This is a genomic window from Sediminicola sp. 1XM1-17 (assembly GCF_037203765.1).
Taxonomy (GTDB): Bacteria; Bacteroidota; Bacteroidia; order Flavobacteriales; family Flavobacteriaceae; genus Sediminicola.
Map to the genome: position 1 here is coordinate 16,743 of NZ_JBBCAS010000005.1, position 19,240 is coordinate 35,982.

General features: G+C 42.1%; 14 protein-coding genes. 5 read left to right on the top strand and 9 right to left on the bottom strand.

Features of this window, described 5'->3' with window-relative positions; all coding sequences use genetic code 11:
• Positions 1–84 precede the first annotated feature (84 nt).
• A complete protein-coding gene (gene mdh / locus WAA86_RS08580) occupies positions 85–1,011 on the bottom strand; it encodes a malate dehydrogenase (protein WP_337300590.1) in 927 nt (308 codons plus the stop codon).
• 250 nt (positions 1,012–1,261) lie between these two features.
• Here mdh and WAA86_RS08585 point away from each other — a divergent pair, with 250 nt between their 5' ends.
• On the top strand, positions 1,262–1,633 hold the full coding sequence (locus WAA86_RS08585; protein ID WP_337300591.1) for a hypothetical protein: 372 nt from the start codon (positions 1,262–1,264) through the stop codon (positions 1,631–1,633).
• A gap of 377 nt (positions 1,634–2,010) precedes the next feature.
• Here the strand turns inward: WAA86_RS08585 and WAA86_RS08590 are convergent, their stop codons facing one another.
• The 3 genes from WAA86_RS08590 to asnB form a co-directional block, all read right to left on the bottom strand.
• Entirely contained in the window at positions 2,011–3,027 is a 1,017-nt protein-coding gene (locus WAA86_RS08590) for a DUF6588 family protein (protein WP_337300592.1), read from the bottom strand.
• A 143-nt stretch (positions 3,028–3,170) separates the two neighbouring features.
• Positions 3,171–5,126 carry a DNA topoisomerase (ATP-hydrolyzing) subunit B gene (gyrB, locus tag WAA86_RS08595; protein ID WP_337300593.1) on the bottom strand — a complete coding sequence of 652 codons (1,956 nt, stop codon included), beginning with the start codon at positions 5,124–5,126 and terminating at the stop codon, positions 3,171–3,173.
• A 311-nt stretch (positions 5,127–5,437) separates the two neighbouring features.
• Positions 5,438–7,108 (bottom strand): asparagine synthase B, encoded by a 1,671-nt coding sequence (gene asnB / locus WAA86_RS08600; protein ID WP_337300594.1) that lies wholly within the window; start codon positions 7,106–7,108, stop codon positions 5,438–5,440.
• Between the two features lie 240 nt (positions 7,109–7,348).
• Between asnB and WAA86_RS08605 the strand changes: the two genes are divergently transcribed.
• Positions 7,349–7,891, top strand: coding sequence for a DUF2911 domain-containing protein (locus WAA86_RS08605; protein WP_337300595.1), 543 nt, complete (start codon positions 7,349–7,351; stop codon positions 7,889–7,891).
• Positions 7,892–8,025: 134 nt separating this feature from the next.
• Positions 8,026–10,272 carry an FUSC family protein gene (locus WAA86_RS08610; protein WP_337300596.1) on the top strand — a complete coding sequence of 749 codons (2,247 nt, stop codon included), beginning with the start codon at positions 8,026–8,028 and terminating at the stop codon, positions 10,270–10,272.
• Between the two features lie 9 nt (positions 10,273–10,281).
• Here the strand turns inward: WAA86_RS08610 and WAA86_RS08615 are convergent, their stop codons facing one another.
• Positions 10,282–11,901 (bottom strand): amidohydrolase, encoded by a 1,620-nt coding sequence (locus WAA86_RS08615; protein WP_337300597.1) that lies wholly within the window; start codon positions 11,899–11,901, stop codon positions 10,282–10,284.
• 127 nt (positions 11,902–12,028) lie between these two features.
• Complete coding sequence (locus WAA86_RS08620) at positions 12,029–13,111, bottom strand: OmpA family protein (protein WP_337300598.1); 1,083 nt, start codon at positions 13,109–13,111, stop codon at positions 12,029–12,031.
• Between the two features lie 284 nt (positions 13,112–13,395).
• Between WAA86_RS08620 and WAA86_RS08625 the strand changes: the two genes are divergently transcribed.
• A complete protein-coding gene (locus WAA86_RS08625) occupies positions 13,396–14,187 on the top strand; it encodes an NIPSNAP family protein (RefSeq protein ID WP_337300599.1) in 792 nt (263 codons plus the stop codon).
• 94 nt (positions 14,188–14,281) lie between these two features.
• On the opposite strand, the gene WAA86_RS08630 is transcribed toward WAA86_RS08625, so the two are convergent.
• The gene (locus WAA86_RS08630; protein ID WP_337300600.1) at positions 14,282–16,108 is read right to left on the bottom strand and encodes a DUF885 domain-containing protein; all 1,827 of its coding nucleotides are present in this window, start codon (positions 16,106–16,108) and stop codon (positions 14,282–14,284) included.
• Positions 16,109–16,314: 206 nt separating this feature from the next.
• On the opposite strand from WAA86_RS08630, the gene WAA86_RS08635 reads away from it, so the two are divergent.
• On the top strand, positions 16,315–17,031 hold the full coding sequence (locus WAA86_RS08635; protein WP_337300601.1) for a hypothetical protein: 717 nt from the start codon (positions 16,315–16,317) through the stop codon (positions 17,029–17,031).
• Positions 17,032–17,109: 78 nt separating this feature from the next.
• Here WAA86_RS08635 and WAA86_RS08640 read toward each other — a convergent pair whose 3' ends face one another.
• Both WAA86_RS08640 and WAA86_RS08645 read right to left on the bottom strand, forming a co-directional pair.
• Positions 17,110–17,301, bottom strand: coding sequence for a cold-shock protein (locus WAA86_RS08640; RefSeq protein WP_337300602.1), 192 nt, complete (start codon positions 17,299–17,301; stop codon positions 17,110–17,112).
• Positions 17,302–17,472: 171 nt separating this feature from the next.
• Positions 17,473–19,227, bottom strand: a complete 1,755-nt coding sequence (locus WAA86_RS08645; RefSeq protein ID WP_337300603.1) for a TonB-dependent receptor — start codon at positions 19,225–19,227, stop codon at positions 17,473–17,475.
• Between the last annotated feature and the right edge of the window lie 13 nt (positions 19,228–19,240).

A 19,240-nucleotide genomic window follows, 5' to 3' on the forward strand; every position in this document is an offset into this window, starting at 1 on the left:
TAACAATATATTTATTTAGATTTATAAAATAAGGGCATCCACCTACGGTGAACGCCCTTATTTTAACAAATTAACGGTGATCCATTAAACCTCCAAGAGTCCGTTGGTAGCTCTTACCCCAACTGCACTTTCTTGCATTTTGGCCTTTTCGGCATCATCCAGATCGATATCAACGATTTTCTCAATTCCATTTTTTCCCAAGATAACAGGTACTCCTATACATATATCTTTTAGTCCGTATTCCCCATCAAGCAAAACTGAACAAGGGAACATTTTCTTTTGATCACATGCAATGGCCTGAACTAAGGAAGATACTGCTGCGCCAGGAGCATACCAAGCACTTGTACCCAACAATTTGGTCAAAGTGGCCCCACCTACCTTTGTATCTTCGGCTACTTGGGACAATCTCTCTTCTGAAAGGAATTCAGAAACCTTTACACTATTTCTGGTAGCGTGTCTGGTCAATGGCACCATTCCGGTATCACTATGTCCACCGATCACCATACCATCTACATCAGAGATAGGCGCCTCTAGAGCTTCGGCCAAACGGTATTTGAACCTTGCACTATCCAAAGCCCCACCCATTCCAATAATTCTATTTTTAGGCAATCCTGTACTTTTATGGACCAAATAGGTCATGGTGTCCATTGGATTACTAACTACGATCAATATGACGTTGGGCGAATGTTTGATTAAGTTGGAAGAAACCGTTTTTACGATACCGGCATTGATACCGATCAATTCTTCCCTGGTCATCCCTGGTTTTCTAGGAATCCCCGAGGTGATCACGGCTATATCACTCCCTGCTGTTTTTGAATAATCATCTGTTACACCAACAATTTTGGTATCAAAACCATTTAAGGAAGCGGTCTGCATGAGGTCCATGGCCTTACCTTCGGCAAATCCCTCCTTAATGTCCAATACTACTACTTCTGATGCAAAATTCTTAATAGCAATGTACTCTGCGCAACTTGCGCCCACAGCACCTGCCCCAACTACGGTTACTTTCATTATATCGATTTTTTAGTGTGATTCTTAGAGGTCCAAAAATACTGATTTTAAAAATAATAGCTCAGGGATAACCTTATATATTTTAGAATATTTACACCAAAAAACCCTATCTCTCAGAATTTACTAAAAATGTTAAAAAAATTTGCGGTTCAACGAGTATTGGGTCTTTAGGAGGTCGTTCATCGAATTTTTATAATAGTCCCATCCAAATAGGCGTTAACCTAATACCCGAATCCTACAAAACCTAATTATGAAAAAAATTACCTTTTTCATGGCTATGGCAGTTTTGTTGACCATTTTCGCCTGCTCCCAAATAGCAGAGAACAACGATCCCGTAATTGGGATCTGGACCGATGAAGCCATATCCGCGAAAACAAGTACCAAAGGCCCCTCGGGCCGACAAGAATGGATCTTCAATGATGCCTATTTAGGCAGATATCACGGCTACGAAGGCCATGAGATCAAGGTCCAAACAGATTTCAAATGGAAAAAAACCGATGAAGTTTACATTATCTCCTATCCAGGAACCGATTTCCAAGATGACATTGTGACCATGGAGGAATCAGAGGAAGGCATTATTTTATTGGAGATCGAAGGAGAAGTCCTAGCGGTCAAGGAATAAGAAATGTCCCATCTAATTAAAAGTGCTGCAGTTAACGTTCTGCAGCACTTTTTTTTTACCCTAAATCCAACATGGGTAGCACCTAATACTTGGGCAACCTTTCTATTTTCCATGGAATACAATGCAAGCAATGACCTCCCATAGTTATCATGAAAAGCCTGATTCCTTAGAAGCTGGACCTTATTACAAACTAGCTTCCTTCATATCCGATTAAGCAATACGGATGCACCCTAGAGAGGAATTTCCTTTCTTCGAATGTGTAAGATCAATCGTTTTACCTTTTTCCACTGGACACCCAGGTCGGTGATGGGAAACTTAAAACCAAAAAGGGCGCTGAGATATCTCAGCGCCCTTTTTTATTTTACTATATCAGCTTTCTACCTAAACCCGAAATTAACACCAACCGCAAGGTTGTTGAACTCGGCAACGGTATAATCCACATTGAGCCTAAAGAATCCAAGCTTTAACTTGGCTCCAATGTTACCTGTTACACCACTTACTTCAGATTGGAATGAAAAGGGATCGGTATAGGTCTCAGATTGGAAAGGTCCGGATTGCACCCTATAGGTACCCAAAATATCTGTACTGGACTTTCCGGTGATATAACCCAAACCACCATAAAAATTGATGATAGGCAATTTGGTAGAGACTACGGCCTGAAATGCCCAAGTGTCCATATTGGTATCAATTTTTTGGTTTTCACCATCTACTACACTGGTATTGGTAAAGTCATAGGTACCATTCAAGTGGGTATATCCCACTACGGCCGATACCGCTACAGGCAATACCTTGTCGGCAGGCAAATGTTTGGTCAATTCGTGCTGAACCCCTATTCCATAGAGTCCAACGGCCACTTCTTCGGTGTCTATTTTAGGTAAGAACCTGACTTTTATCTCGGTCGCCTTGATAAGGCCCATACTGACTTGCAAATAAGCCGATGGCACAAAATCTATACCTTCAGCGGACAAACCGGATGGAAGTATAAAATCTTCCCTTGCGGTGATCCCCGGCGCCACTTCCCCTTCCACAAAGACACCTACTCCCTCTATATCCCCCAAAGCGGTGGAAACCAATTTAGAGGAACTGCCATCTTGGAATTGCAAATTGTTATAATCTGCCGTATTTAAGGTAAATGTTTTTTTGTCCTCTTTATTTTTAAAAGAGGTCATGTTACCGATGACAGATATTTCAAACCCCAACAATGGCTTGGCATCTGCAGTATTGTACCACCCATTGGAAATACTGTACAACGCTCCCTCGGAAACAGGATTCAGATAATTATTTAAAAATTGTTCGGCATCGTCTACCCCGGCAGCAAAAATATCGCTGGCATTTGATTGGGCCGAACAGACCATCCCAGTGGCCATACATAATAGCAAAAGTATTTTTTTCATCTATTTCAAGTTTTTTTTCCTGTTCATATAACCCAAAAAGTTGAAAATAATTGTCCGCGTAGGGGTGTTATTCGATAAAATAATGGCCTAAACGAAAAAACTCGCACCTGGGGTGCGAGTTTTAAATTTATAAATGCTTAATGTTATGCGTCAATGTTGGCGTAAACAGCATTCTTCTCAATGAATTCCCTTCTAGGAGGAACCTCATCACCCATCAACATAGAGAATACCCTATCGGTTTCCGTTGCATTGTCAATGGTGATCTGCCTAAGTGTCCTGAACTCCGGATTCATGGTAGTATCCCATAATTGCTCCGCGTTCATCTCTCCAAGACCCTTATAACGTTGAATTCCCACGCTACCGTTAAAACTTTCTGCAATTTCATCACGTTCCTTATCGGACCAAGCGTAGCGTTTTTTGGTTCCCTTTTTCACCAAATATAAAGGTGGGGTCGCAATGTAAACGTGTCCTCCTTCGATCAACTCCCTCATATAGCGGAAGAAGAATGTCAAAATCAATGTTTCAATGTGGCTACCATCAACATCGGCATCACACATGATGACTACCTTGTGATATCTCAGTTTATCCAAGTTCAATGCCTTGCTGTCCTCTTCGGTTCCTATGGTTACCCCTAGGGCAGTATAGATATTCTTGATCTCCTCGTTTTCAAAAACCCTGTGCTGCATGGCTTTTTCCACGTTGAGGATTTTACCCCTCAGCGGTAGGATGGCCTGGAAATTACGGTCCCTACCTTGTTTGGCCGTACCACCTGCCGAATCTCCCTCCACTAGGAACACTTCACATTTTGAAGGATCCTGTTCGGAACAGTCGGATAGTTTTCCGGGAAGTCCACCAATACTCATGACCGTCTTACGCTGCACCATTTCACGTGCTTTGGTAGCGGCGTGTCTTGCCTGTGCGGCCAAGATAACTTTCTGTACGATGGTTTTGGCATCTTCAGGATTCTCCTCAAGATAGTCTGTCAACATTTCGGATACTGCCTGGCTTACCGCGGCAGATACTTCCCTGTTACCCAATTTTGTCTTCGTCTGACCTTCGAACTGTGGTTCGGCAACCTTCACGGAGACAATGGCCGTAAGACCTTCTCTAAAGTCGTCCCCTTGCACTTCGAATTTCAATTTCTCCAACATCCCGGAGGCATCGGCGTACTTCTTCAAAGTAGTGGTCAGTCCCCTTCTAAAACCAGAAAGGTGGGTACCACCTTCATGGGTATTGATATTGTTTACATAGGAATGCAAGTTTTCCGTGTAAGAGGTGTTGTACACCATCGCTACTTCCACTGGAATATCGTTCTTCTCCCCTTCCATGGAGATCACCGTCTTGATCAGGGGCTCGCGGTTTCCATCCAAAAACTTGATAAATTCCTTTAATCCTTCCTCGGAATAGAATCGTTCACTTAAAAATTCCCCTTTGTCATCTTTCTGACGTTTGTCCGTCAAGGTGATGGACACTCCTTTGTTCAAAAAGGAAAGCTCTCGCATCCTATTGGCGAGAGTCTCATAGCTGTATTCCACGGATTGGGTGAAGATGGTATCATCTGGAGAGAAGGTCACTACAGTACCCCTCTCGGTAGTTTCACCGATACTTTTCACTGGATAAAGGGCTTTTCCCCTTTCGTACTCCTGCTCCCAAATTACACCGTCCCTATAGACCGTGGCCCTCAAATGATTGGAAAGGGCATTCACAACAGAAACCCCAACCCCGTGAAGTCCCCCAGAAACCTTATAGGAGTCTTTATCAAATTTACCACCGGCACCAATTTTGGTCATAACGACCTCCAGGGCAGAAACTCCTTCTTTCTTATGAAGGTCTACAGGTATACCCCTACCGTTATCCTTTGTGGTTATAGAATTATCTTCGTTTATGATGACTGATATGGCATCACAATGGCCACCCATGGCCTCATCAATGGAGTTATCCACTACCTCATATACCAAATGGTGAAGCCCCCTGATACCTACGTCCCCAATATACATGGAAGGACGCATACGTACATGCTCCATTCCCTCTAGAGCCTGAATACTATCTGCTGAATAATTACTCTTTTTTTGCTCTCCTTTATTTGCTTCTTCGCTCATAAATTAATGGTTGTTTCATTATAATTTTAGCAATCCTACAAATATAAGCAATACCCCACAGATTATGGTTTTAATACCAAAAAACCACTTCAAGTTATCAACAAAAATTGTGGAAAATGTGGGCAATCCTCAAAAAGTTGAGAATTGCGCTTAAAATAGCTTAAAACCGTCAGAATTAAGGGTTTTCAACTTGCTCGCAAAGATCAAAAATGCAAAAACAAAAGAAGCACCTATAAAAGGTGCTTCTTAAGGACTAATTATAATTAAAAAACTGACTAAAAACAGCTTACCAATTAAAGATACTAAAAAATTTATTTCTGATAGGCATCGGCATGAACTTTAGCAACCGCCCTTCCCGATGGGTCGTTCATGTTTTTAAATGCCTCGTCCCATTCCAAGGCCACAGGGGTACTACAAGCTACAGAAGGCACCGATGGCACACATAATGCCGCAGCATCCGAAGGGAAATGTGATTCAAAAATTGTTCTGTAATAGAATTCCTCCTTGCTCGTTGGTGTCTGCAGCGGGAACCTGAACTTGGCATTTGCCAATTGCTCATCGGTCACCTCTTTGGCAACTACTTCCTTCAGGGTATCGATCCAGCTATAACCTACCCCATCTGAAAACTGCTCCTTTTGTCTCCAAGCCACACTCTCTGGAAGCATGTCTTCAAAAGCCTTACGGACCACCCATTTTTCCATGCGCTCGCCGTTGATCATCTTATCCTTAGGGTTTATACGCATGGCAACATCCATGAATTCCTTATCCAAAAACGGTACCCTGCCTTCTATTCCCCAAGCAGCCAATGATTTGTTGGCCCTCAGACAATCGTACATATGCAGTTTATCCAACTTGCGTACTGTTTCTTCATGGAAATCTTTTGGACTCGGCGCCTTGTGGAAATAGAGGTATCCTCCAAATAGCTCATCCGCCCCTTCTCCCGATAGTACCATTTTAATTCCCATGGATTTTATTACCCTCGCCATGAGGTACATGGGCGTAGAGGCCCTAATGGTAGTAATATCATAGGTCTCCAGGTTATAGACCACGTCTTTTATGGCATCCAATCCTTCCTGAATGGTAAATTTTATCTCGTGATGTATGGTGCCAATATGTTTTGCCACTTTCTGTGCCGCAGCCAAATCCGGTGATCCTTCCAAACCTACCGAGAAAGAGTGCAGTTGAGGCCACCAAGCTTCCGTGGTATCATCGGACTCAATTCGCTTTTGCGAATATCTTTTTGCAATGGCTGAAGTAACTGATGAATCCAACCCCCCTGAAAGCAATACCCCGTAAGGCACATCCGACATCAATTGTCTGTGTACCGCAGCCTCCAAGGCTACCTTGATCTCATCAATACTGGTCTTGTTCTCCTTTACAGCCTCATAATCCATCCAGTCCCTAGTGTACCAGCGCTTCAACTCACCGTCCTTACTGTGAAGGTAATGCCCAGGAGGAAACAATTCAATTTTGGTACAGGTACCTTCCAGAGCCTTTAGTTCCGAAGCAACATAAAAGGTTCCGTTCTGATCCCAGCCCATGTACAGGGGAATGATTCCCATATGGTCCCGGGCCACAAAATATTCATCCTTTTCAACATCGTAGATGGCAAAACCAAATATTCCGTTCATCTCGTCCAAAAATTCAACACCTTTCTCCTTGTAAAGGGCCAGAATGACCTCACAATCTGATTCGGTCTGGAAATTATAGGTATCCTTAAATTGCTTGCGGAGCTCTCTATGGTTATATATTTCACCATTCGCGGCAAGTATCAATTTCTTGTCTTCACTAATCAAAGGTTGTTTCCCGGAAGCTGGATCCACAATAGCCAGACGCTCATGGGCCAAAATAGCCTTTTCATCTGAATATATCCCACTCCAATCCGGACCTCTGTGCCTCACTTTCTTGGACATTTCCAATAATTGAGGTCTTAACACTTCTGTGCTCTCCTTAACATCAAACGCACAAACTATTCCACACATAACAATGAATTTATATCAATTATAAAGCAAAGATGCACTTAATGTTTCAATTGAAAAACACAAAACACAATATAGATTACAATTCAAAACATAAAAACATCAAAAACAACCATATCATAATCTACCTCAGCATGAGTGGCTTTAAATAAGAACATTTTGTAAGTTGAAGAAACTTTTCCGACTTTTATAACCACAATTATGGATACACCATTTTATAATAATCTAAACAAGTTCAATACCATGAAAAAATTAATCACACTAGCGGTAATCGCTTTGACATTTTCTTTCACCTCTGTTACTGCACAGGAATTCAGCGGCTTGGATAAAAGTCCGGCTGACATTGCCTCTTACCCATCCAGTTACAAAATTGCAGATAAATATGTGAAGGTCGTATACGGCAGGCCACAATTGAAGGGACGCTCCCTTGCCGAATTGGCTCCTGCCGGACAGGTATGGAGAACTGGTGCCAATGAAGCAGCAGAAATTACGTTTTACACCACCGTTAAATTTGGAAATGAAATGATTCCTGCAGGTACGTATTCTTTGTTCACCATCCCAGGTGACAACGAATGGACCGTGATCATCAACAGCAAATTGAACCAATGGGGTGCTTATTCTTACGACAAAGGTGCCGATGTTGCCAGAGTTATGGGCAAGGTAAGTCAGGGTTCAGAAACACTGGAAGCTTTTTCCATTGCGTTCGACGAATCAAACGGAGGTTCCACTATGGTAATGGGATGGGGAACTACAAGGGTAGCAGTTCCGTTTAGCGTTCCTATGTAATATTTTCATCATTGAATAATAAAAACCGGAGCTTATGCTTCGGTTTTTTTATTGGGTTAAGATACCGCCCGATAGGATGACAAATATTGCTTTAGATCAAGAATACACACCCAATAAGTAATTAACTTTACACCATGCTAAAAGACTACCTAAAATGGAGCTGGCTGTTTCTAAGAAGTTCTAACTTCTATAGAGGACTTCTTTTGACAGTTGCCGTATTGATCCCGCTGATCGGATTTAATATCGCAGGTCAATTGGCGTTTGGTATTTCCATTGCCATGGGGGTTTTTCTCAATGCTCCCAGCAATACCCCTGGCACTTTTAAAATAAAGACCATTACTACCCTTTTAAGCATAGGCCTGACCATGTTGGTCACCTTGGTGATGAATTATGCGAAAGTTCATTTTATCGTTCTTATCGCAGCACTGTTGATGGTCTCCTTTTTTGTTTCATTGATCGCCGCATATGGATTTAGAGGTTCATTGATAGCCTTTTCAGGACTTTTGGCCATGACGTTGGCACTTGCCAGGGATATTTCCGATTTTGGCATCTGGCTGCATGTATGCCTTATAGGTGTGGGTGGACTTTGGTTCCTGGTCATGTCCTGGGCATTTCAATGGCTGTCCCCTAAAAAGGATGAGGATCAATTGCTGTCCGAGACCCTTTATCTCACCGGTAGTTATCTTAAAATAAGGGGGAAATTATTGACCAAAAGGACCAATCGGGGAAAATTATTGGGTAAAATATTGAATTTACAGACCCAATTATCGGAAAAACACGAGGTATTAAGGGAACTCTTGCTCAGTGAGAGGCAAAAAGTTGGACGTTCAGGGTTTGATGAAAAAAGGCTGCTTATCTTAATTACCCTGGTAGACATTCTGGAGCTCGCCTTGGCAAATACCTTGAACTACAATAAAATAGATGATCTTTTTGGAGATCAACACCACCTGCTTCCCTTTAGGAACCTGAATGTAACCATGGGGAACCACCTCCAGGTCCTGTCAGAGATTCTGGTACGGAAAAAAAAGGTACAGAACAAGGATGAACTTTTGGCCGCAGTTGATCAGGCCCAAATTGCCATTAGGGAGTATCTACAGGAAGTACCATTGCCCGAAGGGCGCGAGGGAGCCATTATCCTGAGAAATCTCTTGGATTATCAGGAACAACAGATAGAAAAAGTACGTTCTATAAGACGTGTCATGGCCAATGTGGAGGATGCGAATAAAATTACCCTTAAAAAAAAGGATGCCAAGCAATTTATTACCACCCAAGAATACAGCCTAAATATCCTACTGCAAAATTTGAGTATTGATTCCCCCATTTGCAGGCATGCCCTGAGACTGACCATAGCTGTTGGGGTAGGTTTTCTGTTGGGCACCTTATTGGGAATACGTAATCCGTATTGGATTGTGCTTACCCTGATAGTCCTGATGCGCCCAAGTTTTGGCCTGACCAAGGAACGCGCCAAAGAACGTATTATTGGCACCCTGATCGGAGCTGCCGTGGCCGTGATCATCATCCTGATCACCGACAACACTTTGGTATATCAAATATTGGCGGTTATTTCCTTGACCTTGGCTTTTTCACTTATTGTACAGAGCTATCGTTCTGCAGCCGCTTTTATCACCCTGTTCATCATTTTTGTTTATGCCCTGATAAATCCCAATAGTTTCCAAGTTGTCCAATATCGGATTTTGGATACTGCCATAGGAGCAGTATTGGCTGTGATTGCGAACTATACCCTTTGGCCAACCTGGGAATTTATGAATATCGATGGTTTTATTCAGGCGATGATCAAAAAGAACAAGGCCTACCTATTGGCCATAAAACAACTTTATCATTCCAAAAACATAACAAGTCTGGAATATAAAATACCACGAAAGGAAGCATTTTTGGCGGTCAGCAATTTAAACGCCGCTTTTCAAAGAATGACACAGGACCCCAAATCAAAACAAAAAGAAATGGGCCTCATATACGACCTGGTAACCTTGAACAACACCTTTCTATCTGCCTTGGCTTCTTTGGGCAGTTTTATACAAAACCACAAGACTACGGCGCCCAGTCCTTATTTTGATGCCTTTATTGCCAATATCCAAAATAATCTGGAGGAAACTGAAGCATTATTGGACAAATCCAAAAGTCCAGTATTTTTGGAGCACCTGGATATGGAGACTGCAAAACAAGAGCTTAAAAAATCATATGACGCTTTGGTCACGGAGCGCAATGAGCAGATACATGCGGGGAAAACTGATATTGGTCAAGATATGCGGGTATTGTTGCAAGAGGCACATTTGATCTCCAATCAGCTCATATGGCTAAAAAGCCTTTCTGAAGATATTAAAAAGAACACCGCCAAATACGAAACCGTATTCAGCGGGTGATCTATTTTTTTAATTGACTTTTTTCCCGTCAATGAACACTTGTTCGGCACGGATTGCGGGAATTTGGTTCTCTGGGACTTCCATGATATCGGAATCCAGAATGACAAAATCTGCCATTTTTCCAACTTCTATACTTCCTTTTTCCTCCTCTTCAAAATTGGAATAGGCCGCCCAAATGGTCATTCCCTTTAATGTTTCCTCCCTGGTCAGGGCATCTTTCATCTGAAAACCCCCTTCTGGGTAATTGTCCGTATCTTTTCTAGCGACAGCAGCATAAAAGGTCAAGAACGGACTTACCTGCTCTACCGGGAAATCTGTCCCCAGCACCACCTTTCCGGCACGGTTTAACAATTCTTTAAAGGCGTAGGCCCCTTTCACCCTTTCGTCTCCCAATCTATCTGCTGCCCAATACATATCACTGGTAGCGTGGGTAGGCTGAACGGATGGAATGATTCCCGTTTCAAAATAGTCAAAATCTTTGGGTGCGATCACTTGTGCGTGCTCCACCTTCCATCTTCTGTCCCCTTTTCCTTTCAAAGCTTCGGCATAGGTTTTCAACACCACAATATTGGCCGAATCACCAATGGCATGGGTGTTCATTTGATAGTCCGAAGCGACAATCCTATCCACTAAGGTCTGTATATCCTCCACGGATGTTACCATGGCTCCAAAATGACCGGGCTTATCCGAATAGGCTTCCTTCATGGCAGCTCCTCTTGATCCCAGGGCACCATCACCATATACTTTTACCGATCTAACATTGAGCTTCTCGGTCTTTACAATACCCTTGTCCAAATAATAGTCAAGGTTTGCCGGGGTATTGCTCACCATGGCGTACACTCTGATGTTCAATTCCCCTGCCTGCTGCAGGCTATCTATCAATTCAATGGTACTGCGGTCCAGTCCGGCATCATTGACCGTAGTGAGGCCATAACTTAAACTGATGCGTTCGGCATCTTTGAGGGCCTGTATCTGTGTGGCCTTATTTGGGGTCGGGACCACGGCATCGATCATCCCCATGGGGTTATCTACCAAAATACCGGTGATCTGTCCGTTCTCCTTTACGATCTCTCCACCACTAACCATGGTCTTGGCAGTAATCCCGGCCATATCCAAGGCCTTTTGGTTTACCAGATAGGCATGCCCATCTACCCGTTCCAGGGCAACGGGAGTATCTGGAAAAAGGGCGTCCAATTCCTTTTTGGTCGGAAACTCCTTTACTTCCCAGTCGTTTTGATCCCATCCCCTACCACGAATGAAATCCGCAGGGTTTTTGGCTTGAAATGCCTGTACCCTGTCCAATACTTCCTGGTAACTTTTGGTCCCTACCAAATCAACAATCTGTTGGTTGAGGCCCAAACCATAGAAATGGCAATGCCCATCTATAAGACCCGGGGTTATGGTCTTGCCTCCGGCATTTATAGTTTTTAGGGAGGTGTATTTTTCATTGATCTCGTCAGCAGCACCAACGGCTACAAATTTACCGTCCTTAACGGCAAAAGCATCGGCTTTTGCAAAGGCATCATTTACGGTATACACATTGGCGTTGACAACGATGAGATCAACGGTTTCTTTGTTTGGGGCACAACTGGCCAAACTTATGGCCATGAGAAGTAGAATCTTTTTCATGAATTTTAAATTGATTTTCCCAAAAATAAGGATTTATAAGAAGTATTTTGGCATTGGATATTTTTAATAGAGCCAACGGCCAGTTCCATCATAGGCCGGGCATTTTCAATATTGGAACATTCCCCTTTTATTGCACTTCTTTGCTCAAAATGAATTCTACGCGACGGTTGCGCTGCCTTCCTTCTTCCGTACCATTGTCGCCAATAGGTATAGAAGCTCCAAAACCCTTCCATATGATTCGCTCTTTTTCAAGCCCAGACTGGAGCAGGTAATTGGCTACTGCCTCGGCCCTTTTTGCCGATAGTTTCTTGTTGTAGGAGGCAGATCCAATTTTGTCCGTATGTCCCTTGATCATCACCTTAAAAGAAGAATTGGCCATTAAATGGGCATAGAGGGCATCGATCCCTTTTTTTTCAGTTTCAAGAAGGTGTGACCTATCAAACTCAAAGAGCACATCTTTAAAAATATGGGTCTTATTGAGCTCATAATCCTGTTCCACGACCACGTCTTTATCGATGCCAACCAAGGAGACCATGTCTATATAATAATAGGCACCGATCTGAAGGTCTTTTTTTGTTTCTATTCTTCTGGTTGTCGTATTATTGTTGAAATTGCCCAGAATCATAAAATTCTCACTGCCCAGAGCGGTAAACTCTGTACTGAGCTTCACCCATTTTTTTTCACTCGACATAAATTTGGAACTGCTCACTTCTTGAAAATTGAACGAATTATCCAAAATGGAATAGATCTGGGTTTTGGACAGATAATTTTTACTGTTCATGGCCACCTTTTTTTCAGCAAACAAAACGCCAAGCTCACGGATGGCATAATCAGATTTTTCGGCCAAACTCACATAAAACGAAATACGGTACTTTTTGCCCTTTTTCAAGGTACTCGATATCTCTGCCTGAATATATTCCCTATAATCTTCGGGAGCAATGACATACAATCCGGCATAGCCCTTGCCGTGAAAAGGCTCCTGTTTGCCCTTAAAATTATCATTGGTCCCCATTAGGGTACTGCAGGAATTGAAATAATCGGTGGTACCCCTGGTAGGGGTACTCCAATGTGGAAGGTCAATATTAAAATTTCCCATTCGTTTTGGGCATTCGGAATTCATCTCAAAGCTTGGATTTTCAATAAGGTTCTGACCCATGGACACGGAGGCATACCCCACTAAAAATAATGTCAATAACGGCTTAGATACCATGTATATGATGTTATTTGCTTCCAATACTATTGATAAGACCAGAACCGTACTACGTCCCGTATTTATTTTCTACCCGCTCTAATTTATGAAATAAAAGGTTTGAATAAAATCTAACACCCCTGGTCTTTTAGATTGAATGGAATTCCTATTGATTTTATTGACCATAAAGTGTCGCCAACAAAATTTGCCCGGTGTTAAGATTGTTCCTTATTAAGTTTACAGTCGGTACTTTAGGAAAATAAGACCAACTGCACTACATTTAATTCAACTGAAAACGAGATTTTATGAAATCCATTACCTTAAGACAGACATTATGGGCAAACATCATTCTATTCCTTTTTGTCATTCAGCTTCGGGGCCAAGAAGAACAGCGGGAACTTATCCAATTAAAGACCTATACTTTTATCAATGAGGCCCAGGAAAAAATCACGCATGACTATTTAAGCAAGGCCTATATACCGGCATTAAAAAATCTAAACATTGACCGCATTGGTGTCTTTAAGAAAAGATCCATGGAAAATGACACCCTGAACCAACTACTGGTATTGATCCCTTTTAAAGACTTTGATCAATTTGAAAGCTTGGAAAGTACATTGATCTTGGATAAAAACTACCTCCTTGGAGGTAAGGAATATTTACAGGCTTCCCATGACCAAGCCCCCTACCTCAGAGTTTCCTCTACCCTTTTAAAAGCTTTCAAGGACATGCCTGTATTAAAACCCACGCCATTGGATGGCCCCAGAGCGGAAAGGATTTATGAACTCCGCAGTTATGAATCGCCCACAGAGGAACGCTATCGGAACAAGGTAAAAATGTTCAACGAAGGAGGTGAAGTGATCCTCTTTGAGGAACTTGGTTTTAATGCCGTATTCTATGGTGAGGTACTTTCTGGATGTCAAATGCCAAATCTTATGTATATGACTACCTTTTCCAATCAAGAGAGTAGGGATGCCCATTGGAAGACATTCATAGATTCTCCCAAGTGGAAGTCACTATCTGCCATGCCAGAATATCAGAACAATGTTTCCCACATCGATATTGATTTTCTGTACCCCACGGATTATTCTGATTATTGAATTATACCGTGACACACTAAACTTATGGATATCTATTCAACCACTGTTGGTCAATTATAGTAGAATGAAACACGTTTTGATAAAGAGGTAGTTCCTAGCGATTGTATTTCTCGCTCTCGATCCACTTTTCAATTTCGGCCTCCAACAATACCAATGGCAAGCTCCCTGAGCCCAAAATTTGGTTGTGGAATTCCTTGATCGAAAAAGAGTCGCCCAAGGCTGTTTCCGCCCTCGTGCGGAGCTCCCTGATCTTTAACTGGCCAATTTTATAGGACAACGCCTGTCCTGGGGCAACCATATAACGCTCAATTTCCGAGGTAATATCGGCTTCGGATTCGGCTTCGTTTTCCAAAGAGTATTGAATGGCCTCTTCCCTTGTCCAACCCTTGGCATGTATCCCCGTATCTACCACCAATCTGATGGCCCTGTGGATTTCCATGCTCAGCATTCCAAAATACTGATATGGATCTGTATACAGACCCAATTCTTTGCCTAGGGATTCGCAATAAAGGGCCCAGCCTTCCACAAAAACACCCATTCCTTCCCCATGTAAAAATGATGGCAATTTCGTATTTTCCTGTTGCAGGGACAATTGATAGTGATGTCCTGGGATGGCCTCGTGCAAGAACAGGGCTTCATCCATAAATTTATTATAAGTGGCAACATCTGGGATCGGCACATAAAAAGTCCCGGGTCTGGTCCCGTCATTACTACCTGCAAAATACTCCGCACTGGCCGAGGCTTCCCTAAAAGATTCTGTTCTGCGAACTTCAAATTTGCCCTTTGGTTTAAGATCGAACAGTTTGGACAAATAGGGCTGCATTTTCTTTTGGATGGCCTTAAAGTTTTCAATGACCTCTTCCGGTTCTTTAAAGGGCATCTGATCTTTGTTATTTCGAACAAATTCAAAGAAACTGTTCAAATCACCTTCAAAGCCCAAGGAATCTTTGATCATTTCCATTTCCCCTCTGATCCTAGCCACTTCCTCCAATCCCAGTTCATGGATCTCCTCTGGCGTCATAGTGGTGGTGGTATGGTATTTGATCAAATGTTTATAGGCCTGCTTACCTCCTTTTAGCTCACCAATTCCTGCGGTTTCAGTGCCGGCAGGAAGGTATTCCTCCAATAAAAAGAGTTTTAATTTCTCGTATGCCGGATTAATATCATCCAAGACCATTTTTCGATAGGCCTCTTTCAAACGTACTTTGTCCTCTTCCGAGAAATTCTCCGGCATGAGTCTTAAGGGACCATAAAATAGATTGTCCTCTGCCTCTGCGGTGGCAAAACCCTCCAACTGCTCCAATATCCTTTGTATGATCACCCTGGGCAATACCACATCCTTATCAATGCCCCGCTGCATATTCAGTTTGGCCGTATCCAACCATTCCAGATAATCATCCACCCTTTGCATCCAGTCATCATAATCCTCTACCGTTTTGAAAGGTTGCGCCCCCTCCCCACTGCCCAGTAAACCTATTTCCAGATGAAATGAAAAAATCTGATTGATGGGCATCAGTTCAAAGGTAGGCAGGTCGAACATGGGAGAAGGTATCGTCACCAATTTATTGGTAAGTCCATCCCTTTTTATTTCTGCATCCCAGACCAATACCTCCAGACTCAGGGCCTGGGAAGGTGACAACAGGGCCCTATCGTATTCTTTGGCGATATTCAAAAAATAATCGTAATGTTCTTCAAGGTCTTCCTGATAGGATTTGGAGATATAGTCGGCCAATACATCGTTATAACCTACAACCCCAGATTTTGTGGCTTCCAAGGGATTCATCCGCAATTTGAACTGATAATATTCTCGAAAGAGGCTATCAATGGGTATAACCTGCACCACTTCCACCTTCTCCTGCTTATTTTTACATGCGGTACAAAAAAGCAAAAGTGATATAAAGGCTATGTATATGTATTTCATACTGGTATCAGTTTGATCCAAAAATAAGGATTTAATGGGAATACCTATCATGCAAAAACGGACCGTTGGAATAATTTTTTATCCTTAAAAAACACCCTTATTATGACCATGGTACACCCCAAAAAAAGAAAATATCCTTCTTGGACCACTTGAGGATTTATACATTAAAAAATGTTCCCGAACTTTGTCCTTACTTTACAGACCGTATGAGCAACAGCTATCCTTCCAATTTAAACAACAGCCAGGAACAAGAGGCATTACAAGTCAAGCTCGACTCCCTTGCTCTTGAGCTTGAGGTTGTACAGCAAAAGACGGTCAGTTTTGAAAGTATGCTTCGGTCCCATCTGGAGAGTTCCATAATAGAAGTGCAGGAATTGACCGTATTGTACAAGCAGCAAAAGTCCGCAAAAAAAGAAAAGAGGATTACCCAGAAAAAACGCGGCAAGAATTATAGGGAAGTAGCTGGACTTCAAAAGGTACCAACGCAAGACCCCCCTCCCATTGATCCAACAGAACAACAGGAAAAAAAGCGACTCTACAGGGAAGCCATGTTCCATGTGCATCCCGATAAATTTTCCATGGATGAGGATAAGTTGGACCTGGCTACCACCATTACCACAAAAGTCATCGATATTTATAAGTCCGGGGATCTGGAAACCCTCAGGGCCTACCATGCCCATATTTTCCACGGTCATGAAATGCCGCTGGGCAAAAGCGCACTTTCCCAGGAAATAGGCCTTCCCAAGAACAGGTATTTGGAAATGGAAATCGAGAAAATGGAAAAGCGGCTTGAAGAAGCCAAGAACAGGCACACCTATAAAGTTCTTGAAACTTATAAAAACCCAATGACCTTCTTGGAAGAATTAAAGGAGTATTATGAAGACCGACTTTTCAAATTGAGAAAAAGGACCAGAAAGGGATGATCCATTATCTCGTAAAGGGCCATAAAAAAAGCCCATCATTACTGATAGGCTTTAGTTTACTGTAATAAAAAGTATATATTAAATAACTTTTACATTTACTGCGTTCAATCCTTTTCTACCTTCCTGAAGATCAAATTCAACTTCATCGCCTTCACGAATTTCGTCTACTAATCCAGAAATGTGTACAAAATGTTCTTTACCAGAACCTTCTTCTGCGATAAATCCAAATCCTTTGGTATCATTGAAGAATTTTACTGTTCCTTTGTTCATTGTTAAAATTTAAAATTAATACGTATTTGTTGGCAAAGATGATACCATTTATTTTAACTAGCACTATAAAGCACTACATTTATTTTTGACAATCCCCAAACCCCCTTAATTTACTCAATGATAATAGATTGCGGTGGTTTTCAGGTTTCAACTTTTTAGGCTCGATACCAGCTAAAAATCGAACTTATATTTAAATCCTGCCAACACTTGAAATCCTTGTACGGGATAATTGGCCCATCTTTGGTAATCATTGTTCGCTATGTTGCTCAATTTTAAAAAGATGGAAAACTGATCATTAAATCGGTATCCCATATGGGCATTGGCATCAAAGTATCCCTCCAGAGTGATCAAGGTTGAAGGAAATTGCGATGGCATTGTATTTTGAACCACTTGGGAGCTTAGATCCTCCCTTTCCCCAACATAAAAAACATTGGCACCTATATACCAGTGCTCATCAATCTGATAATCCATAAATAGAGAACTTGTCATATTGGGCAGGTTCCATGCGGGATTGTCCGTTTCGGTATCGTAGTCATATACCTCAGCATTGATCCCAAGGGAGAAATTACGGTTGATATCCAAATTCAATTCACCAAAGATCCCCAGCGTTTTTACATCATCGTAGAACACCTCAAATGAGTTGCCGTAGTAGTAACCCTTTTCATCATTCCTAAAATCATTGGAAGGATTTAGCTTGAACAAAGGCTTCCTATTTTCTGCCGTATAAGATCCTTTGATATTATAACTCAAACTTGGAAGCAATATCCCCTTTAGTCCAATATAGGCATCGTACTGCTTGTCTGTGGGCGTTATGGTCAGGGTAGGCGACACAAATGGATTGTCTCCCACAAATTCATGGAAGGAGTTTTGTTTTAAATCGCCCACAATCCCACCATAGGCAATAACGTTTTCATCCAATACCCTAAAAGATGCGGTCACCGCAGGATAGATATAAAAATTACTATCACTAATTTGGGTATCCATTCCATAGACAATATTGGCCCCTAGGTTAATACTTACATCATCACTAACGATCAAAAGGCTTGGGCTCACACCTACCTGAAAATGGCCATAATTGAACGCACCCGTATTGTTGGAATTGTTCACATTGGCATTTTTAAACGTTCCGCCCACATAATCAAAGTTCGTGGTAAGGGTCAGGGATTGTTCTTGAAGTGGAAATTCAAAAACGGGTTTGAACTTAACCCTGTTCTCACCGGAATCCGTCACGTCCCAGAAGCGCCTTAACAATAGGTCTGCACTTTTGAAAAGGGCATCTTCTACCTTGATATTGGCACCCAATTCTGCATTGTAATAGTTTTGTTTGGCATCGATATCTGCAATAACCGCATCCGGATACGCTCCTTCAGGTACCCCATACCAATTGTAGATCTGGTGTTGTAGACCAATATTGGTCCCCCAACTCACGTCCCTATCTTTTTTGGAATAGGAGGCATCCAATTTTGTATTGTAGAAATCATTGTCCAGTACCGTACCATCTATATCCCCTCTTGAGGAGAAGTGGTTGAGTCCTATATCCAATCGCTCATCCCGGTTCAAGGCCCTACTGGTATAAAAATCCAACATGGCATTGTTATAATTCCCTAGGCCCAGGGCCAAATAGGAATTATAGATCTTTTCAGGTTTCGCCTTTTGTACTTCTGTGGCCTTTCCTTTGGCCGGGGCAAAAGTGGAGGCAACCGGAATTGAAAAAATACTGTAATTGATCTTCTTCTTTTGTAGAACGATGGAATCGTTCAAATTTGGCATTGATTTAATTTTAAAGGCATCAGAGATGGTTGGGGTGTACGCTTTGGTCACCGTCACGGTTTCTGTTCCAATATCATTTTTGTCCTTTTCCTGGGCGATCCCAAATTGAAAAACGCCCATTATTGATAGGATGCCTATATATAGCTGCTTTTGCATAGTGTTCTCTTTT